The sequence below is a fragment of the Aeromonas sp. YN13HZO-058 genome, from assembly GCF_001921245.1.
Taxonomy (GTDB): domain Bacteria; phylum Pseudomonadota; class Gammaproteobacteria; order Enterobacterales; family Aeromonadaceae; genus Aeromonas; species Aeromonas allosaccharophila.
The window spans coordinates 93028-110090 of sequence record NZ_MQSY01000009.1 but is presented as its reverse complement, the minus strand read 5'-3'; the positions used below and the strand labels follow the sequence as shown (position 1 = coordinate 110090).

Below are 17063 nucleotides of genomic sequence, written 5' to 3'. Positions count from 1 at the left end.
GAAAGAGAGACAAGAGGTGTTGAAAGGCTGGGGTATCCATGATGGTAGACCTCAAGGTGATGGCCTACTTCAAGATTAGCCTTTCAACATGTAATTGGGACAGAGCCTAATCGAACAGCGTGATCAGATTATCCCAGTTACCCTGCCAGGAGCGCGCTATTTGCGGGTACTGGCTATCCCAGCGCTCGCCGAAGGCCGCCAGCGCCTGCTGAGCCTCACGTTCCGTCGCAGACTGGTAGATCTGCTTCAGTTCAGCCGTCACCGCCTTGTAGTCCTTCCAAGAGACGTAGCGCAACGAGTTGCGGACCATGTGGACGATACACAGTTGGACCTTGGTCTGGGGATACTCCACGGCAATGGCATCAGGGAAGCCCTTGAGACCATCCACACACGCAATCAGGATGTCTTCCAGGCCGCGGTTCTTCAGCTCGGTCAGGACCGACAGCCAGAACTTTGCCCCTTCGGTCTCGGCCAGCCACAGGCCCAACAGCTCCTTGTGACCCTCCATATTGATACCCAGTGCCAGATAGAGCGACTTGTTGATCACCCGCTGGTTCGCGCGGATCTTCAGCACAATGCAGTCCAGATAAACGATGGGATAGAGCGGATCCAGCGGCCGGTTTTGCCATTCGTGGACCTGCTCGATGACACGTTCGGTCACCTTCGATACCAGCCCCGCCGAGATGTCGGCGTCATACATCTCTTTGAACGCGTCCACGATATCGCGCGTGCTCAAGCCCTTGGCGTAGAGGGCGAGGATCTGGTCGTCCATCTGGGTCAGGCGGGACTGGCCCTTGCGGACAAATTGAGGTTCGAAGGACGAGTTACGGTCACGAGGCGCCTGGATGGTGACCTCTCCGTGCTGTCCTTTTAGGCGCTTGGTGGAATAGCCATTGCGATTGTTTCCGGTCCCGCGGCCTTGTGGGGCGTGTTTCTCGTAGCCCAGATGCTCGTCCATCTCGGCATTGAGCGCGGTCTCGACGGTGAGCTTGATCAGCTGTTGGGTGAGGGTGCCGAGATCTTTTTCAGATTTGATGTCTTTGGCCAGCTCAGCGGCCAGTGCTTTGAGTGTGTCTTGGTCCATTTGCTTACCCACGAAGGTATCCTTTTGAAAAAGTTACTTATTCGTGGGCGGTTACACAATTGGACTTACAGGATCCAGATTGAACTTATCAGCGTCAATGACATCCCCACCGCCAAGTTCACTTTCCCGCCCCTCTCCACTGTGCGGATCCACTCCGAGTTGATGGGCTCACAAGGGATCAATCTGCTGGTCGAACGGCTGCGAGATCAGCGCTCTGTACCACAGCGAGTATTGGTGCCCAGCCGGCTAATCTTGCGTGGTACCACCCGGTAGTTTTAGTAAAACTTGCTTACCTGCAGCCGCCTCATCCTGATACGGGACTGCCTGGATCTTTATCCATGATTGGTCGGGTGTGCTGGTTGATACCACCCTTGGCGCAATCCTGAGCGGGGATATTCAGCTGGAGGTGCCGGGCGACCACCTTTTGGTCCTGTACCTGTCAGGACTGGGGGGATCCTAGCATGTTTAATTTCACTCTATCCACTGGTCGTTGCTCAACCTTGCGCCTCCTGGTTATCACGGTAAGCTGGGGGTTCGTTTCAGCGGGAGGTGCCAGACACCTCCTGTTGTGTTTCTTGTCCTCCCCGCTCCTGACCTTCCGCCACGGAGGCAGGATGCGCTCTGATGGAGACCCCCTGTGCGTCTGGATCCCTTTACTGTTGTGCTGATTGCGGTGGTCACCCTGGCCTCCCTCTTCCCTTGCGAGGGGCAGGTGGCCGTCTGGTTTGGTCTGCTGACCAAGCTGGCGGTGGCGCTGCTCTTCTTCATGCATGGCGCCAAACTGTCGCGCCAGAACCTGCTGGCGGGCCTCGGCCACTGGCGGCTCCATCTGGTGGTGATGCTCAGCACCTTCGTGCTGTTCCCGCTGCTCGGGCTGCTGCTTACGCCGCTGGTGCCTAGCTGGCTGAGTCCGGCCATCTACCTCGGCTTCCTCTATCTCTGCGCCCTGCCTGCCACCGTGCAGTCGGCAATCGCCTTTACCTCGATGGCGGGGGGGAATGTGTCGGCGGCTGTGTGCAGCGCCTCGGCCTCCAGCATCCTCGGTATCTTCCTCTCGCCGGTGCTGGTGGGGATGATGATCCATGTGCAGGGGGAGGGGATCGATACCTGGCACTCCATTCAGGCCATCATGGTGCAGCTGATGTTGCCGTTTGTGGTCGGCCATCTGTCGCGGCCACTGATCGGCCGCTGGGTCGACAGCCACCGGCCGATGATCGGCAAGCTGGATCAGAGCTCCATCCTGCTGGTGGTCTACGTCGCCTTCAGCGAGGCGGTGGTGCAGGGGATTTGGCGTCAAGTAGGTTGGTACGATCTGGCCAGTATCGTGCTGCTGAGCTGCGTCTTGCTGGCGTTGGTGCTCTGCTGGAACGTCTGGATCAGCCGTCGCCTCGGCTTCAACAAGGCGGACGAGATAACCATCGTCTTCTGCGGCTCCAAGAAGAGCCTCGCCAACGGAGTGCCGATGGCCAACGTCATGTTCCCCGCCGCCAGCGTCGGCGTCATGGTGCTGCCGCTGATGATCTTCCACCAGATCCAGCTGATGGTCTGCGCTGTGCTGGCCCGTCGCTATCATGAGCAGGGGCATTGATACTCGCGCCGTTTTGACTGCCATAGCAAGAGGGAGGCCCGTTGGCCTCCCTCTTCTCATCTGCATGCCGACTGGCGGATTAGCGTTTGCGCCAGACGGTCAGCTGCGCCACCGTGTGCTGGTATTTGCGGGCGGTCTCGCGGATGACGAAAGGCACATCCCGCGGCGGGCAGTGCTCCTCGAACTCCGCCGCCAGCAGCCGTTGCAGCGCCTGATAGGTGGTGAGCGCCTCGCCGTTTTCGCGAATGCCGCCGAGCCAGTTGGCGGGTGGGGTATATTCCGCCAGCCAGGTGTAGGGGCTGGTGAGCATCAGCAGGCCGCCGCTGCGCAGCCGGGGGGCGATGTCCCGCAGGAAGCGGGCGGGCTCTCGCAGCCGGTCGATCAGATTGGAGGCGAGCACCAGATCGTAGTGGTCATATTTGGGCTTGAGGTTGCAGGCATCCCCCTGACTGAAGTGGATGCGCTCAGCCTCACTCGCCCCCAGTCCGTGACTCGACAGGCGCGCCTCGCAATACTCCACCAGTTCCCCCTCCAGCGGAATGGCGTAGCGGAAACTGTCCTGGCTGGCGAGGGCCAGCGCCACATCGATGAAGCGGGCGGAGTAGTCGACCCCGTCCACATGCTGGAAGTGACGGGCCAGTTCGAAGCTGGCGCGGCCGGTGGCGCAGCCGATATCCAGCGCCCGCTGGTGGTTGCTGCAAAGCTCGCCAGCAAGATCAGCAAGCGTTTTGGCGTAGTTGGCTACCCCGAAGTGGCTCGGACCGTACTGGAAGTCGAGGTACTGAGCGACCAGCGTGTCGGTTTCATAGGGATTCACGATAACGGGTTCCTGATAACGGGAGACCAGATAGCGGAAACCCGCATGCTGGAAGAAGTGACGCCGGAAGGCGTAACGGGATGATTTGAGCGCTTCGTTACCCGTGCTGATCCAGCTGCCGCCCTTGATCAGGGTGTGCTTGCCATCAAAGGTGGGGGTGGAGAAGTCGTCGTAGAGCGGGTGGATTTTAAAGCCGTCGAAACCATCGATGGCGGTGCTGGTCCACTGCCAGACATTGCCCACCAGATCGAAGAACTCCCCTTGCGGGCAGGCATCCACCGGGCAGGAGGAGGCGAAACGGGCCAGATTGATATTGCCGGGGGCCTCCGTCCAGTCCGGCTGATCGCCGGGTAGCTGCTCGCGCAGCAGCATCCATTCCGCCTCGCTCGGCAGCTGGATGGGGAGGCCGGTCCGGGCCGCCTTCCAGCGACAGAAGGCGGCCGCCTCCAGCTGGTTCACCTCGACCGGCCAGTCCCAGGGCATGGCAACCTGTTCGGTCATCAGCCGCAGCTGCAATTGCCCGGGCTCGGCAGGATCACTCACCCAGAAGGTGGGCATCTGCGCCTTGGCATACTGGCCCCAGCCCCACCCCTCCTCATCCCACCACTGTTGCTGGTCGTAGCCGCCCGCCTGTACGAAGGCGAGGTACTCGGCATTGCTCACCAGCATGCGGCTGGCCTGAAACGGGGCCAGCTCGATATGGCGCTCGCCATATTCGTTGTCCCAGCCGTAGGTGGCGTCCTGCTTGCCAAGGCGCACCTTGCCGCCGGCCACCGGCAGCAGGCTGTTGGCGGGCACCTGGTCAATGCGGTGGCGGGCTTCGGTACAGGCGGGCCAATAAGGCTGCGGCCGCACCCAGGCGAGTGGCAACTGGCGGATCAGCACGCTGGAGGTCTCGAGGTGGATGCGCTCGTGCTCTATCCCCATCAGGATCACCCAGGCCGGGCTCTGCCAGTCGATAGGCAGGGTGAGCGGCATCTGGCGGATGAAGTCGCACACCAGCGTACGGACTTTGGCCCGATAGCTGCGCAGCTCGGTGACCTTGGGCCAGTCGTAGTGGGTCTCGTCCAGATCGTCCCAGCTCATCTCGTCCACCCCGATGGCGACCATGGCCTCGATGCGGGCATCCAGCCGCTGGTCGATCAGGCGCGCCGCCAGCAGCTTGTTGATAAAGAAGGCTGCGGTGTGGCCGTAGTAGAAGATGAGCGGGTGGCGCAGCGGGATCGCCTTGTTGAACCAGGCGCGCTCATCGGCCAGACAGTCGAATAGCGAGTCGTAGAGATCGAAGGTCTGGCAGAAGTAGCCAAGCAGCTCGCGCCGTTTCTGCTCGGGATCGTTGCCGATCAGCAACGGGGTGCGAGTCGGTTCCGGCAGACCGACGGCAGTGGCATAGAGAGGGCTTGCTTGGGTCATGCTCTGACTCCTTGTTGGCAGTGAAGACTGACAAGACAGTGGTAATGACATTACCGCAATAGAGAGCTTGGTACGCACGAAGTACCACTATTGGCTCAACAGATCGGTACGGCAATCAAAAATTGCCACGGGCTGTCAGCATAGTGACCGGCAGGGCGACCCGCCAATCAGCCATAAACATATCCGTTCGAGGATGGTCATTTTCACCAACATATGGTCTAAATGACTCTCTAAATACTGAGATTGGTGCAGGGGGAAATAGTTATTTCCTTTTGAATCATGCAGTTGATCTTTTGGCGCACGCTTTGCAAAGCATGAAAACCAATTGGCCCCGGATGGCCAATAGATAACGAGGAGAGTGGTGATGAAGTGGATGATGGTTGTCATGCTGGTGGCAGGGCTCAGTGGTTGCAACTGGCTGGACGAAACCCGGATCAGCGGTGCTGGCGCCGTGATCGAGCGCCAGCAACCGTTGGGCGAGAGGGTGACCCGGGTGTTGGCAGGCGTGCCTGCCACCCTCTATCTGGTGGCGGGCGAGCCGCGCGGCATCCTGATCAAGGGGCAGGAGAACCTGCTGCCCTATCTGGAGCTGACCGAGAGCGGCAACAAGCTGGAGATCGAGGTGAAGGAGGGTTATCGGCTCGACCCCACCGAACCGCTGGAGCTCACCATCACCCTGCCCGAGCTCCATGAATTGGCGCTGGCGGGCATTGCCAGTGGCGAGTTGAGCGGCTTCAAGGGGGATTCGCTGGTGCTGTCGGTGGCCGGGGTCGGTGACCTGACAGCCAGCGGGCTGGAGATGAACCGGTTGGAAGGCAATATTGCCGGTGCGGGCAGTCTGGATCTGGGGGAGGGATCGGCCAAAGCTCTCACGCTGAACATCGCCGGGTCGGGTGATATTCAGGGGGGCAATCTCAAGGGTCAGGAGGTCGAGGTCAATATCGCTGGCAGCGGAGATGTGGAGGTGCGGGCGCAGGATCTGCTCAAGGTCGGCATCGCGGGCTCGGGGTCGGTCAGCTATTGGGGCGATCCCCGACTGCGTAGCGAGATCGCCGGTTCCGGCGATGTGAGTCGTGTCGGCAGCTGATGCCAACCGATCACCACAACCCCCAACTGAAACAGGCCCGTTACGGGCCTGTGTTGATCAGAGATGGCGGGCGTGAAAGCGCAGGTGCGCCTCGATAAAGCTCGCCACGAAGTAGTAGCTGTGGTCGTAGCCCTCGTGGCGGTTGAGTTCTAGCGGCCACCCCTTGCTGGCGGCCACCTCTGCCAGCGCATCGATATGCAGCTGCTCGGCGAGGAAGGGGTCGTCCAGCCCCACATCCACCAGGGTCGGCAGCGGCGTGACCGGCTGGTGGCGCAGCAGTTGGCAGGCATCCCACTCCTGCCACAACAGCGGATTGCTGCCGAGATACGCCCCGAGCGCCTTCTGGCCCCAGGGGCAGCGGCTCGGGTGGCAGATCGGGCTGAACGCCGAGACCGAGCGGTAGCGACCCGGCTCGCGCAGCGCGGCGATCAGTGCCCCGTGACCGCCCATGGAGTGGCCGCTGATGGCGCGCCGGGTCGAGACCGGGAAGTGGGTCTCGATGAGTTCGGGCAACTCGCGGGTGACGTAGTCATACATCTGGTAGTGCGCCTGCCAGGGGCTCTGGCTGGCATTGACGTAAAAGCCTGCCCCCATGCCGAGGTCATAACTGGGATCGTCCGCTACGCCGTCGCCGCGCGGGCTGGTGTCCGGTGCCACCAGCGCGATGCCGAGCTCGGCGGCGATGCTCTGGGCGCCCGCCTTCTGCATGAAGTTCTCATCGGTGCAGGTGAGGCCGCTGAGCCAGTAGAGCACCGGCACCTTCTGGCCGGTGAGGGCCTGAGGCGGCAGATAGATGGCAAAATTCATCTCGCAGCCGAGCACACTGGCGCGGTGGCGATAGCGCTTGTGCCAGCCGCCGAAGCTCTTGTTGCTGCTGATAATCTCCAGATTCATCGAAGGACTCCTGCACCCCGCCCACGAAGGCGGGCGGGGTGATCAAGCTCAGTAGTGGATGACGGTGCGGATGCTCTTGCCTTCGTGCATCAGTTCGAACGCCTCGTTGATCTGCTCCAATGGCATGGTGTGGGTGATGAAGTCATCGAGGCGGAATTCACCCTGCATGTAGCGCTGCACATAGCTCGGCAGTTCGCTGCGACCGCGAACCCCGCCGAAGGCGCTGCCGCGCCAGACCCGGCCGGTCACCAGCTGGAATGGACGGGTGCTGATCTCCTGACCCGCTCCGGCGACGCCGATAATGACCGACTCGCCCCAACCCTTGTGGCAGCACTCCAGCGCCGCACGCATCACCTTGACGTTGCCGATGCACTCGAAGGAGAAGTCGACGCCGCCGTCAGTCAGCTCGACGATCACTTCCTGAATCGGTTTGTCGTAATCGTTCGGGTTGATGCAGTCGGTGGCGCCCAGCTTGCGGGCCAGCTCGAACTTGCTCTCGTTGATATCGATGGCGATGATGCGACCGGCCTTGGCCAGACGGGCGCCGATCACGGCGGAGAGGCCGATGCCGCCCAGACCGAAGATGGCGACGCTCTCACCCTCCTTCACCTTGGCGGTGTTCATCACGGCGCCTATGCCGGTGGTGACGCCGCAACCGAGCAGGCAGACCTCTTCCAGCGGGGCGGCCGGGTCCACCTTGGCGATGGAGATCTCCGGCAGTACCGTGTATTCGCTGAAGGTGGAGGTGCCCATGTAGTGATAGATGGGCTGGCCATCTTTCGAGAAGCGGGTGGTGCCGTCCGGCATCAGACCCTTGCCCTGAGTGGCGCGGATCTTCTGGCAGAGGTTGGTCTTGCCGGATTTGCAGAACTTGCACTCGCCGCACTCGGGGGTGTAGAGCGGGATCACGTGATCGCCCACCTTGACGCTGGTGACCCCTTCGCCGACCGATTCGACGATGCCGCCCCCCTCGTGACCGAGAATGCAGGGGAAGACCCCTTCCGGATCCTCACCAGACAGTGTGAAGGCATCGGTGTGGCAGACGCCGGTGGCGACGATGCGCACCCGCACCTCGCCCGCTTGCGGCGGCATGACTTCCACCTCTTCGATGGAGAGGGGCTGACCCGGGCCCCAGGCGATGGCGGCTTTACACTTGATGCTTTGAACCTGTGCCATGAATGACATCCTTCTTGTTGAGCAGGGTGAACAGAGATGAGTTCGGACATTCAGTGTAGTTTCCCGCCGATTTGGTGATAATGAGGGCAAATCTCAAATCACTTTTACACACAGGTAATAATGTTCGGCTGGGAAGGGATCTGTGAATTTGTCAGCGTAGCTGAGCAGGGGGGCTTTACCCCGGCGGCGCGCAAGCTGGGGGTGTCGGTGGCGCAAGTCAGCCGTCAGGTGGCCCAACTGGAGGATCGGCTGCAGGCCAAGCTGCTGCTGCGCACCACCCGTCAGGTGCGGCTCACCGAGCTTGGCGAGATCTACTATCGCCACTGCCGTCAGCTGCTCGACAACCTCTACGAGGCGGAGCTGGCGGTGGGGCGCCATCAGGCGGTGCCGCAAGGCTCGCTGCGCATCACGGCCCCCGTCTCCTACGGCGAGAGCCGCATCGCCCCGCTGGTGAACGACTTCATGGTGCGCTTCCCCCAGCTGGAGGTGACCCTTAACCTCACCAACCAGCTGCTGGATCTGGTGCACGAAGGCTACGATCTGGCGCTGCGGCTCGGCCATCTCAAGGATTCGACACTGGTGGCGCGCAAGCTGGCGCAGCGGGTGCCCTATGTCTGCGCCTCACCGGCTTACACCGCTCGCCACGGCATGCCCAACAGCCTCTCCGAGCTGACCCGCCACACCAGTCTGGTGGGCAACAGCGACGAGTGGCATTTCACTCTGGATGGCCGTCCTCACAGCGTGCGGGTGCGCGGCCTGTTGCAGTGCAACAGCGGCCACGCCCTGCTGGACGCGGCGCTCAAGGGGATCGGCATCATCCAGCTACCGGACTACTACGTGAGCGACCATCTGGCCCGTGGCGAACTGATCGAACTGCTGCCCGAACTGCGGGCCCCGGCCGAGGGGATCTGGGCGCTCTACCCCCACAACCGCCACCAATCCCCCAAGGTGCGGCTGCTGGTGGACTATCTGGCCGAGCGGCTGAGCGACCCTCACCAACCGGCACTGGTGATGCCGAGAGGCTAGGGTGCTTCCCGCCCGTTGATCCACCGACGGCTGGCGACAAACCCTATGGCCGAAAAATGAAAAAAAGCCTGAACAGAACGACCTGTTCAGGCGTGGTCTCCTCAGGGCTGAGGGACCTAGTGCACTACGGAAGTGTCTACCTGTGTTTTCGGGCGGGGCGCCAGCCAGATGGCAAACGCAGCCACGAAAAACAGCACGGCAATAATCATGAAGATCTTGTTGGTGGCCACCATCACGCTTTGGCCTTGCAGCAGCCACTCCAGGGTACCTTTGCTCTGCTCCCCGGCACCTGCCATCTGCATCGCCTGGGTGGTGTCGCCCGCGCGGTCGGTCAGTCCGGCCAGTTCGGCCCGCACATAGCGGGTCTCGCGCTCCCAGCCGGTGTTGACCATGGAGGTGGCCACCGCGCCGGAGAGCGTCCGGATAAAGTTCATCAAACCGGCGGCGGACTCCATTTCACGGGCGAGCACGCTGCCCAGCGCAATGCCGGTGAGCGGCACAAAGAACAGCGGCATGCCGATCCCCTGAAAGAACATGGGGAAGCTTATCTGCCAGAAGGTCATGTCCATGTTGGCGTGGCTGCGGTAGAGGGTCCAACCGCCCAGCCAGAGCACACCGATAAACACCATGGGCCGCGGATCGATCTTGGTCGCCAGATTGGCAATCAAGGGCGCCAGGAACACCGCCAGAATCCCCATCATGGCCGTCGAATAACCGGCGATGGTGGCGGTATAGCCCATGTAGATCTGCAGCCATAGCGGGGTCAGTACCGTGATGCCGAAAAAGGCACCAAAACCGAGTGACAGGGTCAGCATACTGGTGCGATAGCCCCGATGACGGAACACCCGCAAATCGACCACCGGATTGCGTTCGGTCAGCTCCCAAATCAGGAAGGCGACAAAGCCGATGGCCGCGATGATCGCCAGGGTCACAATCCGGGTCGATTCGAACCAGTCGTGATCCTTGCCCTCATCGAGCATGATTTGCAGCGCCGCAACCCAGACGATCAGCAACACCAGTCCCACCTTGTCGATAGGCAGCTTGAGGGTCTTTGATTCGAACGGTCGCAACAGCTTCCAGCACATCACTCCGGCCAGCAGGGCAAACGGCGCCTTCACATAGAAGATGTAGGGCCAGCTGTATTGGTCACACAGGATCCCGCCCAGAATCGGCCCCATGATCGGTGCGACCAGCGTGGTCATGCTCCAGATCCCGATCGCCGCGTGCGCCTTGTCCTTGGGGAAAATGCGCATCATCAGGGTCTGCGACAGTGGCATCAGCGGCCCCCCGCACAACCCGAGAAAGACCCGAAACAGCACCAGCATGTTCATGCTGGTGGCCATGCCGCACAGCAGCGAGAACAGACCAAACAGGATAAAGCAGGTAGCAAACACCCGGATCGGACCAAAGCGCGACGCCAACCAGCCGGTCAGCGGCACCGAGATCGCCTCGGCTACCGCATAAGAGGTGATGACGTAGGTGCCCTGGCTGGTCGAGGTGCCCAGACTACCGGCAATGTTGGAGACAGACACGTTGGCGATGGTGGTGTCGAGCACCGCCAGGAAGTTGGCCATCGCCAGGATGCCAGCGCCTAATGCCAGTTGTGCTCCGCGCAGCGGGGCCGGCTCAGCGACATGTTGCATCACGTATCTCCTCAGCCCTGCTTGCGGTCATCGGTGTGGGTACGCTCGGCCAGTGCCGGACCGGGCGCCTCGGCACGGGTATCAATGGTGGCGATCATCGACAGCCCCACCTGCAACGGACGACGGGCAAGCTCGGTGGGATCGAGCTCGATACGAACCGGCAAACGCTGCACCACCTTAATCCAGTTACCGGTGGCGTTCTGGGCCGGGATCATGGCAAACGCCGAGCCGGTGCCACCGGAGAAGCCGCTCACCGTGCCGTGATAGACCACTTCGTTGCCATAGAGGTCAGCGGTGATCTCGACCGGCTGGCCGATCTTGACGCTACGCAGCTCCACCTCCTTGAAGTTGGCATCCACGTGCACGGTATGCAGGGGCACCACGCTCATCAACGGTGCGCCAATCTGTACGCGCTGACCCACCTGTACCTGACGCTTGGCGATCACTCCATCGACGTTGGCAAAAATGCGGGTCCGTGACAGATCGACCCTGGCCTGCTCAAGACGGGCCTTGGCCAGCAGCACTTCCGGGTTGGTATCCACCGTGGTGTCCCGGATCAGCGCCGCATTGGCCTTTTGCGAGCCGATGGTCGAGTGTACGTTGGCCACGCTTTGCGCCGAGGAGGCGCGCGCCGCGCTCAGATTGGCCTGGGCCTGAATCAATCCATTGCGGGCATTGGTCAGCTCTTCGCCCGATACCGAACCGGAGGCCTGCAGGGCGGCACGACGGTCAAAATCCACCCTGGCCCGATCCAGGTCGGCTTGAGCCGCCTGGAGTTGCGCCTGGGCTCGCAGTTGGTCGGCCTCGCGCGCCTTCACCTGCGCCGCCAGCCCTTCGTCATTGGCCTGGTAGCTGTGTACCCGCCGCTTGGCCAGCGCCAGATCGGCCTCAGCCTGTGCCAATGCCAATTGTGCATCGGTGTCATCGATCTCGACCAGCAGGTCACCCTTACGGACATGCTGGGTATCGACCACCTGAATACGCTTGATGATCCCGCCCACTGCCGGAGTGACCTCGGCCAGCTCGACCGCAGTGTAGGCGTTGTCGGTCGAGACATAATGCGAGCCGACGAAATACCAGTAAGCGCCATAACCACCGGCCGCGACCGCAACGGCGGCAGCCAGCCCGATAAAGCCACGACGCCGCCGGGCATTGGCCTCACGGGCATCAAACGTCTGCTCAGCAGCGGAGTCGGAGTGTTGAACTTGTTGCGACATACAATTGAATTTCCTGTCTTTTATCAAGAGTGGGCAACGCTGTAACCCGCACCCAGTGCGTGGACCAGCGAGACATCAATGGAGAGAGCACGGGCCTGCATGTTGACCAGTACCTGACGGCTCTGCAGCAAGGCTGCCTCGGCACTGAGCACATCCAGGTAGGTAGACAACCCGCCCTTGTAGCGGTTATTGGCAATCCGGTAGGCATCTTCGGCCGCATCCACCGCAGTCCGGGACTGGATCAACCGTGCCTTGAGCGCATCCTGGCTGGTGACGGCATCGGCCACCTGCTGCATGGCCTGGGTCAGGGTCTGGTTATATTGCGCAACGGCTTCTTGATAGCGACCACGGGCACTGTCCAGCTGACCGTCCAGCTTGCCGCCGGTAAAGATCGGCAGATAGAGGGCTCCACCGACCCCCGCCGTTTGCGAGCCGGACTCGAGCAGCTTGTCGAGCCCCATCGACTGGTTACCAAAGAAGGCTGACAGCGAGACGTTCGGGTAGAACAGGGTTTCTGCGACACCAACCTCCTGAGCGGCAGCTTCAACACGCCAGCGGGCAGCGGTCACATCCGGTCTGTGCCCCAGCAAGTCGATACCGGCGCTGTCCGGCAAACCAAACACCGAGGTCATGGCCAGCGCCGGGCGCTGCAGAGCCAGTCCGCGATCCGGCCCCTTACCGAGCAGGGCGGCAATGGCATGGCTCTGCAGCACTATGGTCTCTTCCACTCCCAGCAACTCTTGCTCGGCACTCGCCTTGAGTGACTCGACCTGACGCACCGACCCCAGGGTTTCCAGACCGTTGCTGTAACGCTGCTGGAACAGGCTGACGGTCTCACTGCGGATCTTCAGCGCTTCTGCGGCTGTGTCGCGATTGGCGTACAAACGGGCCAGCTCGACATAGGACTGCATCAGGGCACTGACCAGCACCCGCTCGGCATCGGCCTGCTCCGCTTCGCTGGCAGCCAGCGTCGAGCGCGCGGCTTCCACCGTGGCCCGGTTCTTGCCCCAAAAGTCGAACTCATAACTAAAGTTCGCCATACCGCTGCCAAACGTGTTCCAGCCATGCGGTGGCAGTGAGCTGTAGTTGTAACTCACCCGCTGCCGGGTGACATCACCACTCACAGAGAGCTGCGGCATCTCACTGGCTCCGGCTTGTCTTGCCATCCCCTCGGCACTGTGCAGACGGGCCTGTGCGATGGCCAGAGACGGCGCATGGTGCAGTGCCTCCCGGATCAGCTGATCGAGCTGATTATCATGGTAACGCTGCCACCAGCTGGATTGAGGCCAGCTGTCCTGACGAGCTGCCAGCAAACTCTTGCTGTGCTCGAGGGTATCGGCGCTGGCAAGGGCCTCGCTGGGCAGATCAGGTTGATGGGCACAACCACTGAGCAGGGCAAACAGGGACCAACAACAGACTCGCCAACCCTGCGAATGGTTGTCTGCAACGTCACGAGAGAGGAATGACACATGTACTCCTGATAACTGAACTGTACGGTTTAGTTATAATTTGACAAAGCCTCTTCGTCAAGCAAAACTAGACTGATGAGTTCATTAATGAAGGTTTGCAATGAGAGTTAAAAGCGAAGAACGGCGACAGGCGATCCTCGATGTGGCCAGGGAAGCGTTTACCCAGCTTGGGTTTGAAAACACCACCATGTCGGAGATCGCCAACCGGACCGGTGGGTCCAAGGCCACGCTGTATAACTATTTCAGCTCGAAAGAAGAGCTGTTTGCCGCAGTGATAGACGAGTTTGGTCGGCAGCGGATTGCGGAAGCGTTCATGTCGATGAATCCGGCCAAGCCGGTGCGCGAAGAGATCACCCGTTTAGGCCTTCACTACCTGCGTTTTATCCTCAATCCGGACGTCATTGGCCTGCGCGCGGTGATTGTCCATGAGTCCGCCCGTACCAATATTGGCCGCGAATATTATCGCCTTGGGCCACAACGCGGCTGGCAATACATCAGCCAATATATTGAACAGCAATCTCGCAGTGGCCAACTCTGTGTCATCGAAAACAGCTGGGCGGCAGCCATGCACCTCAAAGGCTTGCTAGAAGTCGAGATGCTCGAGCCTCTCCTGCTCGGAGCAAGAGCATGCCCGGATGATAAGGAGATGGCAGAGGTCGTGGAGCGCGCCATTAACGTCTTTATGCTGGCTTACGGCCCGAGGTAGGTCGCAAGGCTGCACAGAATTCGCAGCCCTCTTTTCAGCCAATATCATCGCGCTCATAAGCCATCGCGTCAGAAGGGTTCGAACAAGCCCCTGATGTGAGGCAAAGCCGCGTTTGGCAAGGGCATCATCACCTCCTGCTTGGTCTGGCAGTGTCCTTGCGGTATCACACAGGTCATGGACCCATCGCTTCTCGAACGAGAAGATATTCTGTGTGAGTGGCTTCTTGATTGCCTGATTCAGCGATTCAGGATCACGTTACAGGGAAGTGGAATTACGTCGTATGGTGATACCACTTTGCTCGAACAATCCAGAACGATGCAAGACATGCAAAAACAACAAACCCCCGAAAATCAGGGGTTTGTGAGTCATCTGAACCAGCGATAAACGCCGAAAAACATCACTCGATGTTCTGGATCTGCTCGCGCATCTGCTCGATGAGGACCTTCAGCTCGACGGCGGACTGGGTCACTTCGGCGTTGATGGACTTGGAGCCCAGGGTGTTCGACTCGCGGTTGAACTCCTGCATCATGAAGTCGAGGCGACGGCCACAGGCGCCACCCTTTTTCATGATCTTGTTGGTTTCGCTGATGTGCATCTCCAGACGATCCAGCTCTTCGGCCACGTCGATCTTCTGGGCCAGCATGACGATCTCCTGCTCGATGCGGGCCGGATCCAGCTCCACTTTGGCTTCGGCCAGACGGTCGGTGAGCTTCTGGCGCTGCCATTCGATGATCTGCGGCAGGTGGACGCGCACCTTCTTCACTTCCACCTGAATACCGGCCAGACGCTGTTCGATCAGCGCCTTGAGGTTGGCCCCTTCGCTGGCGCGGGAGGCGAGGAAATCTTCCATGGTCTGGTCAAAACCGCCGAGCAGCTCGGTGGCGACCGCGTCCATGTCCTGCTCGGCGGCAGCCATGACACCCGGCCAGCGCAGCACGTCGACCGGATTGAGCTGGCCCTGGCCCGCTTCTTTCATTACCCAGTTGGCGCTGTCGATGATCAGCTTGGCCAGCTCTTCATTGATATGCAGCTGCTTTGCATCGGCTTGAGCGGCTTCGAAACGCAGGTTGCACTCCACCTTGCCGCGCTGCAGCTTGGCGCGGAAACGCTCACGCAGTACCGGCTCCAGGCTGCGCAGTTGCTCCGGCAGGCGAATGTAGGTTTCCAGATAGCGCTGGTTTACCGAACGAATTTCCCAAACGGCTGTGCCCCAGTCGCCCTTGAATTCCTTGCGGGCGTAGGCGGTCATGCTGTGAATCATTGATTGTTCCGGGCTTGATGAAGTGTGCGGCCAGTATACTCAGCCCTGCCCTGCTCGTCAGCCGATGCCGTGGTTTTAGCGGCTGATATTTGGGGCGGGATCACTTATAATCCCCCGCCAATTTGAGCCAGCCCAGAGGTCCGTTCCATGTCACGTCCCAGCGATCGCAGTGCCGCGCAACTTCGCCCGGTTACCATTACCCGCAATTTCACCAAACATGCAGAAGGCTCAGTGCTGGTGGAGTTCGGTAACACTCGCGTGCTCTGCACCGCCAGCGTCGACACCAGCGTTCCGCGCTTCCTGAAAGGGAAGGGTCAGGGTTGGGTCACTGCCGAATACGGCATGCTGCCGCGCTCCACCCACTCCCGGATGAACCGCGAAGCGGCCTCCGGCAAGCAGAGTGGCCGTACTCTGGAGATCTCCCGTCTGATCGCCCGCTCCCTGCGCGCGGCGGTAGACCTGACAGCGCTGGGCGAGCACTCCATCACCGTTGACTGTGATGTGCTGCAAGCCGATGGCGGCACCCGCACTGCTTCCATTACCGGTGCCTGCGTGGCGCTGGTGGATGCGCTGAACTGGATGGTCGAGAAGGGCATGCTCAAGCAGAGCCCGCTCAAGCAGATGATCGCCGCCGTCTCCGTCGGCATGTATCAGGGCGAAGCCATCTGTGATCTGGAGTACATCGAGGATTCCGCCGCCGAGACCGACATGAACGTGGTGATGACCGAAGATGGCCGCATCATCGAGGTGCAGGGCACCGCGGAGGCCGAGCCCTTCACCCATGAGGAGCTGCTGGCGATGCTGGGGCTCGCCAAGGGCGGCATTGAAGAGATCATTGCGCTGCAAAAGCAGTCACTCTCCTGATTTTAAAAACGCGGCATTGGCCGCGTTTTTTTATACCCCCACACAAGACAACGACAAGCCAAGCAAGGAGCCAGAATGAAAGCCTACCAGCGTCAATTTATCGAGTTCGCCCTGGAGAAGCAGGTCCTCAAATTCGGTGAATTTACCCTGAAATCCGGTCGTAAAAGCCCCTACTTCTTCAACGCCGGTCTGTTCAACAGCGGCCGCGATCTGGCCCGCCTCGGCCGTTTCTATGCCGCCGCCCTGATGGATGCCGGCATCGAGTTCGATGTGCTGTTTGGCCCGGCCTACAAGGGGATCCCCATCGCCTCCGCCACCGCCGTGCAGCTGGTGGAGCAGCACGATGTGGATGTGCCCTGGTGCTTCAACCGCAAGGAGGCCAAGGATCACGGCGAGGGCGGCAATCTGGTGGGCAGCCCGCTCAAGGGGCGCATCATGCTGGTGGACGACGTTATCACCGCTGGGACCGCCATCCGCGAATCCATGGATCTGATCCAGGCCAATCGCGCCTCGCTGGCGGGTGTGCTGATCGCGCTGGACCGTCAGGAGAAGGGCAAGGGCGAGCTCTCCGCCATTCAGGAGGTAGAGCGCGACTACGGCGCCCACATCATCGCCATCATCCAGATGAGCGATCTCATCGCCTATCTGGAAGAGAAGCAGGCCGAACAGCCGGAGCTAGCGGCGCAACTGGTGGCCATGAAGGCTTATCGCGCCCAGTACGGTATCTGAATGAGATGGATCATGGCGTCACCCTCGTCGAGGGTGGCGCCATTTTTTATCCGCGTTTTGCCAACATCGTTTTAAAAACGGCTGTGAAC

Annotated in this window: 13 protein-coding genes and 2 pseudogenes; 7 read left to right on the top strand and 8 right to left on the bottom strand. The window is 60.8% G+C overall.

From position 1 onward, the window contains the following. Positions 1–112: 112 nt before the first annotated feature. Positions 113–1084 (bottom strand): annotated as a pseudogene (locus BSP75_RS01345) (IS256-like element ISAs3 family transposase); the annotation flags it as partial. Positions 1085–1159: 75 nt separating this feature from the next. Between BSP75_RS01345 and BSP75_RS01340 the strand changes: the two are divergent. Continuing rightward, positions 1160–1357: pseudogene (locus tag BSP75_RS01340) on the top strand (substrate-binding domain-containing protein); the annotation flags it as partial. 364 nt (positions 1358–1721) lie between these two features. Then, positions 1722–2672: a bile acid:sodium symporter family protein gene (locus BSP75_RS01335; RefSeq protein WP_075111964.1), complete on the top strand. Its 951-nt coding sequence runs from the start codon at positions 1722–1724 to the stop codon at positions 2670–2672. A gap of 79 nt (positions 2673–2751) precedes the next feature. On the opposite strand, the gene ovoA is transcribed toward BSP75_RS01335, so the two are convergent. Then, on the bottom strand, positions 2752–4902 hold the full coding sequence (gene ovoA, locus BSP75_RS01330) for a 5-histidylcysteine sulfoxide synthase (RefSeq protein ID WP_075111963.1): 2151 nt from the start codon (positions 4900–4902) through the stop codon (positions 2752–2754). A 364-nt stretch (positions 4903–5266) separates the two neighbouring features. Here ovoA and BSP75_RS01325 point away from each other — a divergent pair, with 364 nt between their 5' ends. Continuing rightward, positions 5267–5989, top strand: coding sequence for a head GIN domain-containing protein (locus tag BSP75_RS01325; RefSeq protein ID WP_075111962.1), 723 nt, complete (start codon positions 5267–5269; stop codon positions 5987–5989). A gap of 57 nt (positions 5990–6046) precedes the next feature. On the opposite strand, the gene fghA is transcribed toward BSP75_RS01325, so the two are convergent. Next, positions 6047–6883: an S-formylglutathione hydrolase gene (gene fghA / locus BSP75_RS01320; protein WP_075111961.1), complete on the bottom strand. Its 837-nt coding sequence runs from the start codon at positions 6881–6883 to the stop codon at positions 6047–6049. Positions 6884–6931: 48 nt separating this feature from the next. Further along, positions 6932–8059, bottom strand: coding sequence for an S-(hydroxymethyl)glutathione dehydrogenase/class III alcohol dehydrogenase (locus BSP75_RS01315; RefSeq protein WP_075111960.1), 1128 nt, complete (start codon positions 8057–8059; stop codon positions 6932–6934). 120 nt (positions 8060–8179) lie between these two features. Here BSP75_RS01315 and BSP75_RS01310 point away from each other — a divergent pair, with 120 nt between their 5' ends. Next, positions 8180–9085: a LysR substrate-binding domain-containing protein gene (locus BSP75_RS01310; RefSeq protein WP_075111959.1), complete on the top strand. Its 906-nt coding sequence runs from the start codon at positions 8180–8182 to the stop codon at positions 9083–9085. A 116-nt stretch (positions 9086–9201) separates the two neighbouring features. On the opposite strand, the gene BSP75_RS01305 is transcribed toward BSP75_RS01310, so the two are convergent. The 3 genes from BSP75_RS01305 to BSP75_RS01295 are packed head-to-tail and all read right to left on the bottom strand — an operon-like array spanning position 9202 to position 13414. Further along, positions 9202–10728 (bottom strand): DHA2 family efflux MFS transporter permease subunit, encoded by a 1527-nt coding sequence (locus BSP75_RS01305; protein WP_075111958.1) that lies wholly within the window; start codon positions 10726–10728, stop codon positions 9202–9204. Positions 10729–10739: 11 nt separating this feature from the next. Then, a complete protein-coding gene (locus BSP75_RS01300) occupies positions 10740–11945 on the bottom strand; it encodes an HlyD family secretion protein (protein ID WP_075111957.1) in 1206 nt (401 codons plus the stop codon). A gap of 23 nt (positions 11946–11968) precedes the next feature. Beyond that, the gene (locus BSP75_RS01295) at positions 11969–13414 is read right to left on the bottom strand and encodes an efflux transporter outer membrane subunit (RefSeq protein WP_148140579.1); all 1446 of its coding nucleotides are present in this window, start codon (positions 13412–13414) and stop codon (positions 11969–11971) included. A 100-nt stretch (positions 13415–13514) separates the two neighbouring features. Here BSP75_RS01295 and BSP75_RS01290 point away from each other — a divergent pair, with 100 nt between their 5' ends. Further along, positions 13515–14120, top strand: coding sequence for a TetR/AcrR family transcriptional regulator (locus BSP75_RS01290; protein ID WP_075111956.1), 606 nt, complete (start codon positions 13515–13517; stop codon positions 14118–14120). A gap of 397 nt (positions 14121–14517) precedes the next feature. On the opposite strand, the gene BSP75_RS01285 is transcribed toward BSP75_RS01290, so the two are convergent. After that, entirely contained in the window at positions 14518–15381 is an 864-nt protein-coding gene (locus BSP75_RS01285) for a YicC/YloC family endoribonuclease (RefSeq protein ID WP_042062476.1), read from the bottom strand. A 147-nt stretch (positions 15382–15528) separates the two neighbouring features. Between BSP75_RS01285 and rph the strand changes: the two genes are divergently transcribed. Further along, entirely contained in the window at positions 15529–16245 is a 717-nt protein-coding gene (gene rph / locus BSP75_RS01280) for a ribonuclease PH (RefSeq protein WP_021138508.1), read from the top strand. 75 nt (positions 16246–16320) lie between these two features. Continuing rightward, entirely contained in the window at positions 16321–16974 is a 654-nt protein-coding gene (pyrE, locus tag BSP75_RS01275) for an orotate phosphoribosyltransferase (RefSeq protein ID WP_075111955.1), read from the top strand. The last annotated feature ends 89 nt before the right edge of the window (positions 16975–17063 follow it).

What these genes read in the sequence shown, in the direction of transcription:
- BSP75_RS01285 (WP_042062476.1), bottom strand. Translation starts at nt 15,381, where the DNA reads ATGATTCACAGCATGACCGCCTACGCCCGCAAGGAATTCAAGGGCGAC.
- ovoA (WP_075111963.1), bottom strand. Translation starts at nt 4,902, where the DNA reads ATGACCCAAGCAAGCCCTCTCTATGCCACTGCCGTCGGTCTGCCGGAA.
- pyrE (WP_075111955.1), top strand. Translation starts at nt 16,321, where the DNA reads ATGAAAGCCTACCAGCGTCAATTTATCGAGTTCGCCCTGGAGAAGCAG.
- BSP75_RS01315 (WP_075111960.1), bottom strand. Translation starts at nt 8,059, where the DNA reads ATGGCACAGGTTCAAAGCATCAAGTGTAAAGCCGCCATCGCCTGGGGC.
- BSP75_RS01325 (WP_075111962.1), top strand. Translation starts at nt 5,267, where the DNA reads ATGAAGTGGATGATGGTTGTCATGCTGGTGGCAGGGCTCAGTGGTTGC.
- BSP75_RS01290 (WP_075111956.1), top strand. Translation starts at nt 13,515, where the DNA reads ATGAGAGTTAAAAGCGAAGAACGGCGACAGGCGATCCTCGATGTGGCC.
- fghA (WP_075111961.1), bottom strand. Translation starts at nt 6,883, where the DNA reads ATGAATCTGGAGATTATCAGCAGCAACAAGAGCTTCGGCGGCTGGCAC.
- rph (WP_021138508.1), top strand. Translation starts at nt 15,529, where the DNA reads ATGTCACGTCCCAGCGATCGCAGTGCCGCGCAACTTCGCCCGGTTACC.
- BSP75_RS01310 (WP_075111959.1), top strand. Translation starts at nt 8,180, where the DNA reads ATGTTCGGCTGGGAAGGGATCTGTGAATTTGTCAGCGTAGCTGAGCAG.
- BSP75_RS01305 (WP_075111958.1), bottom strand. Translation starts at nt 10,728, where the DNA reads ATGCAACATGTCGCTGAGCCGGCCCCGCTGCGCGGAGCACAACTGGCA.
- BSP75_RS01300 (WP_075111957.1), bottom strand. Translation starts at nt 11,945, where the DNA reads ATGTCGCAACAAGTTCAACACTCCGACTCCGCTGCTGAGCAGACGTTT.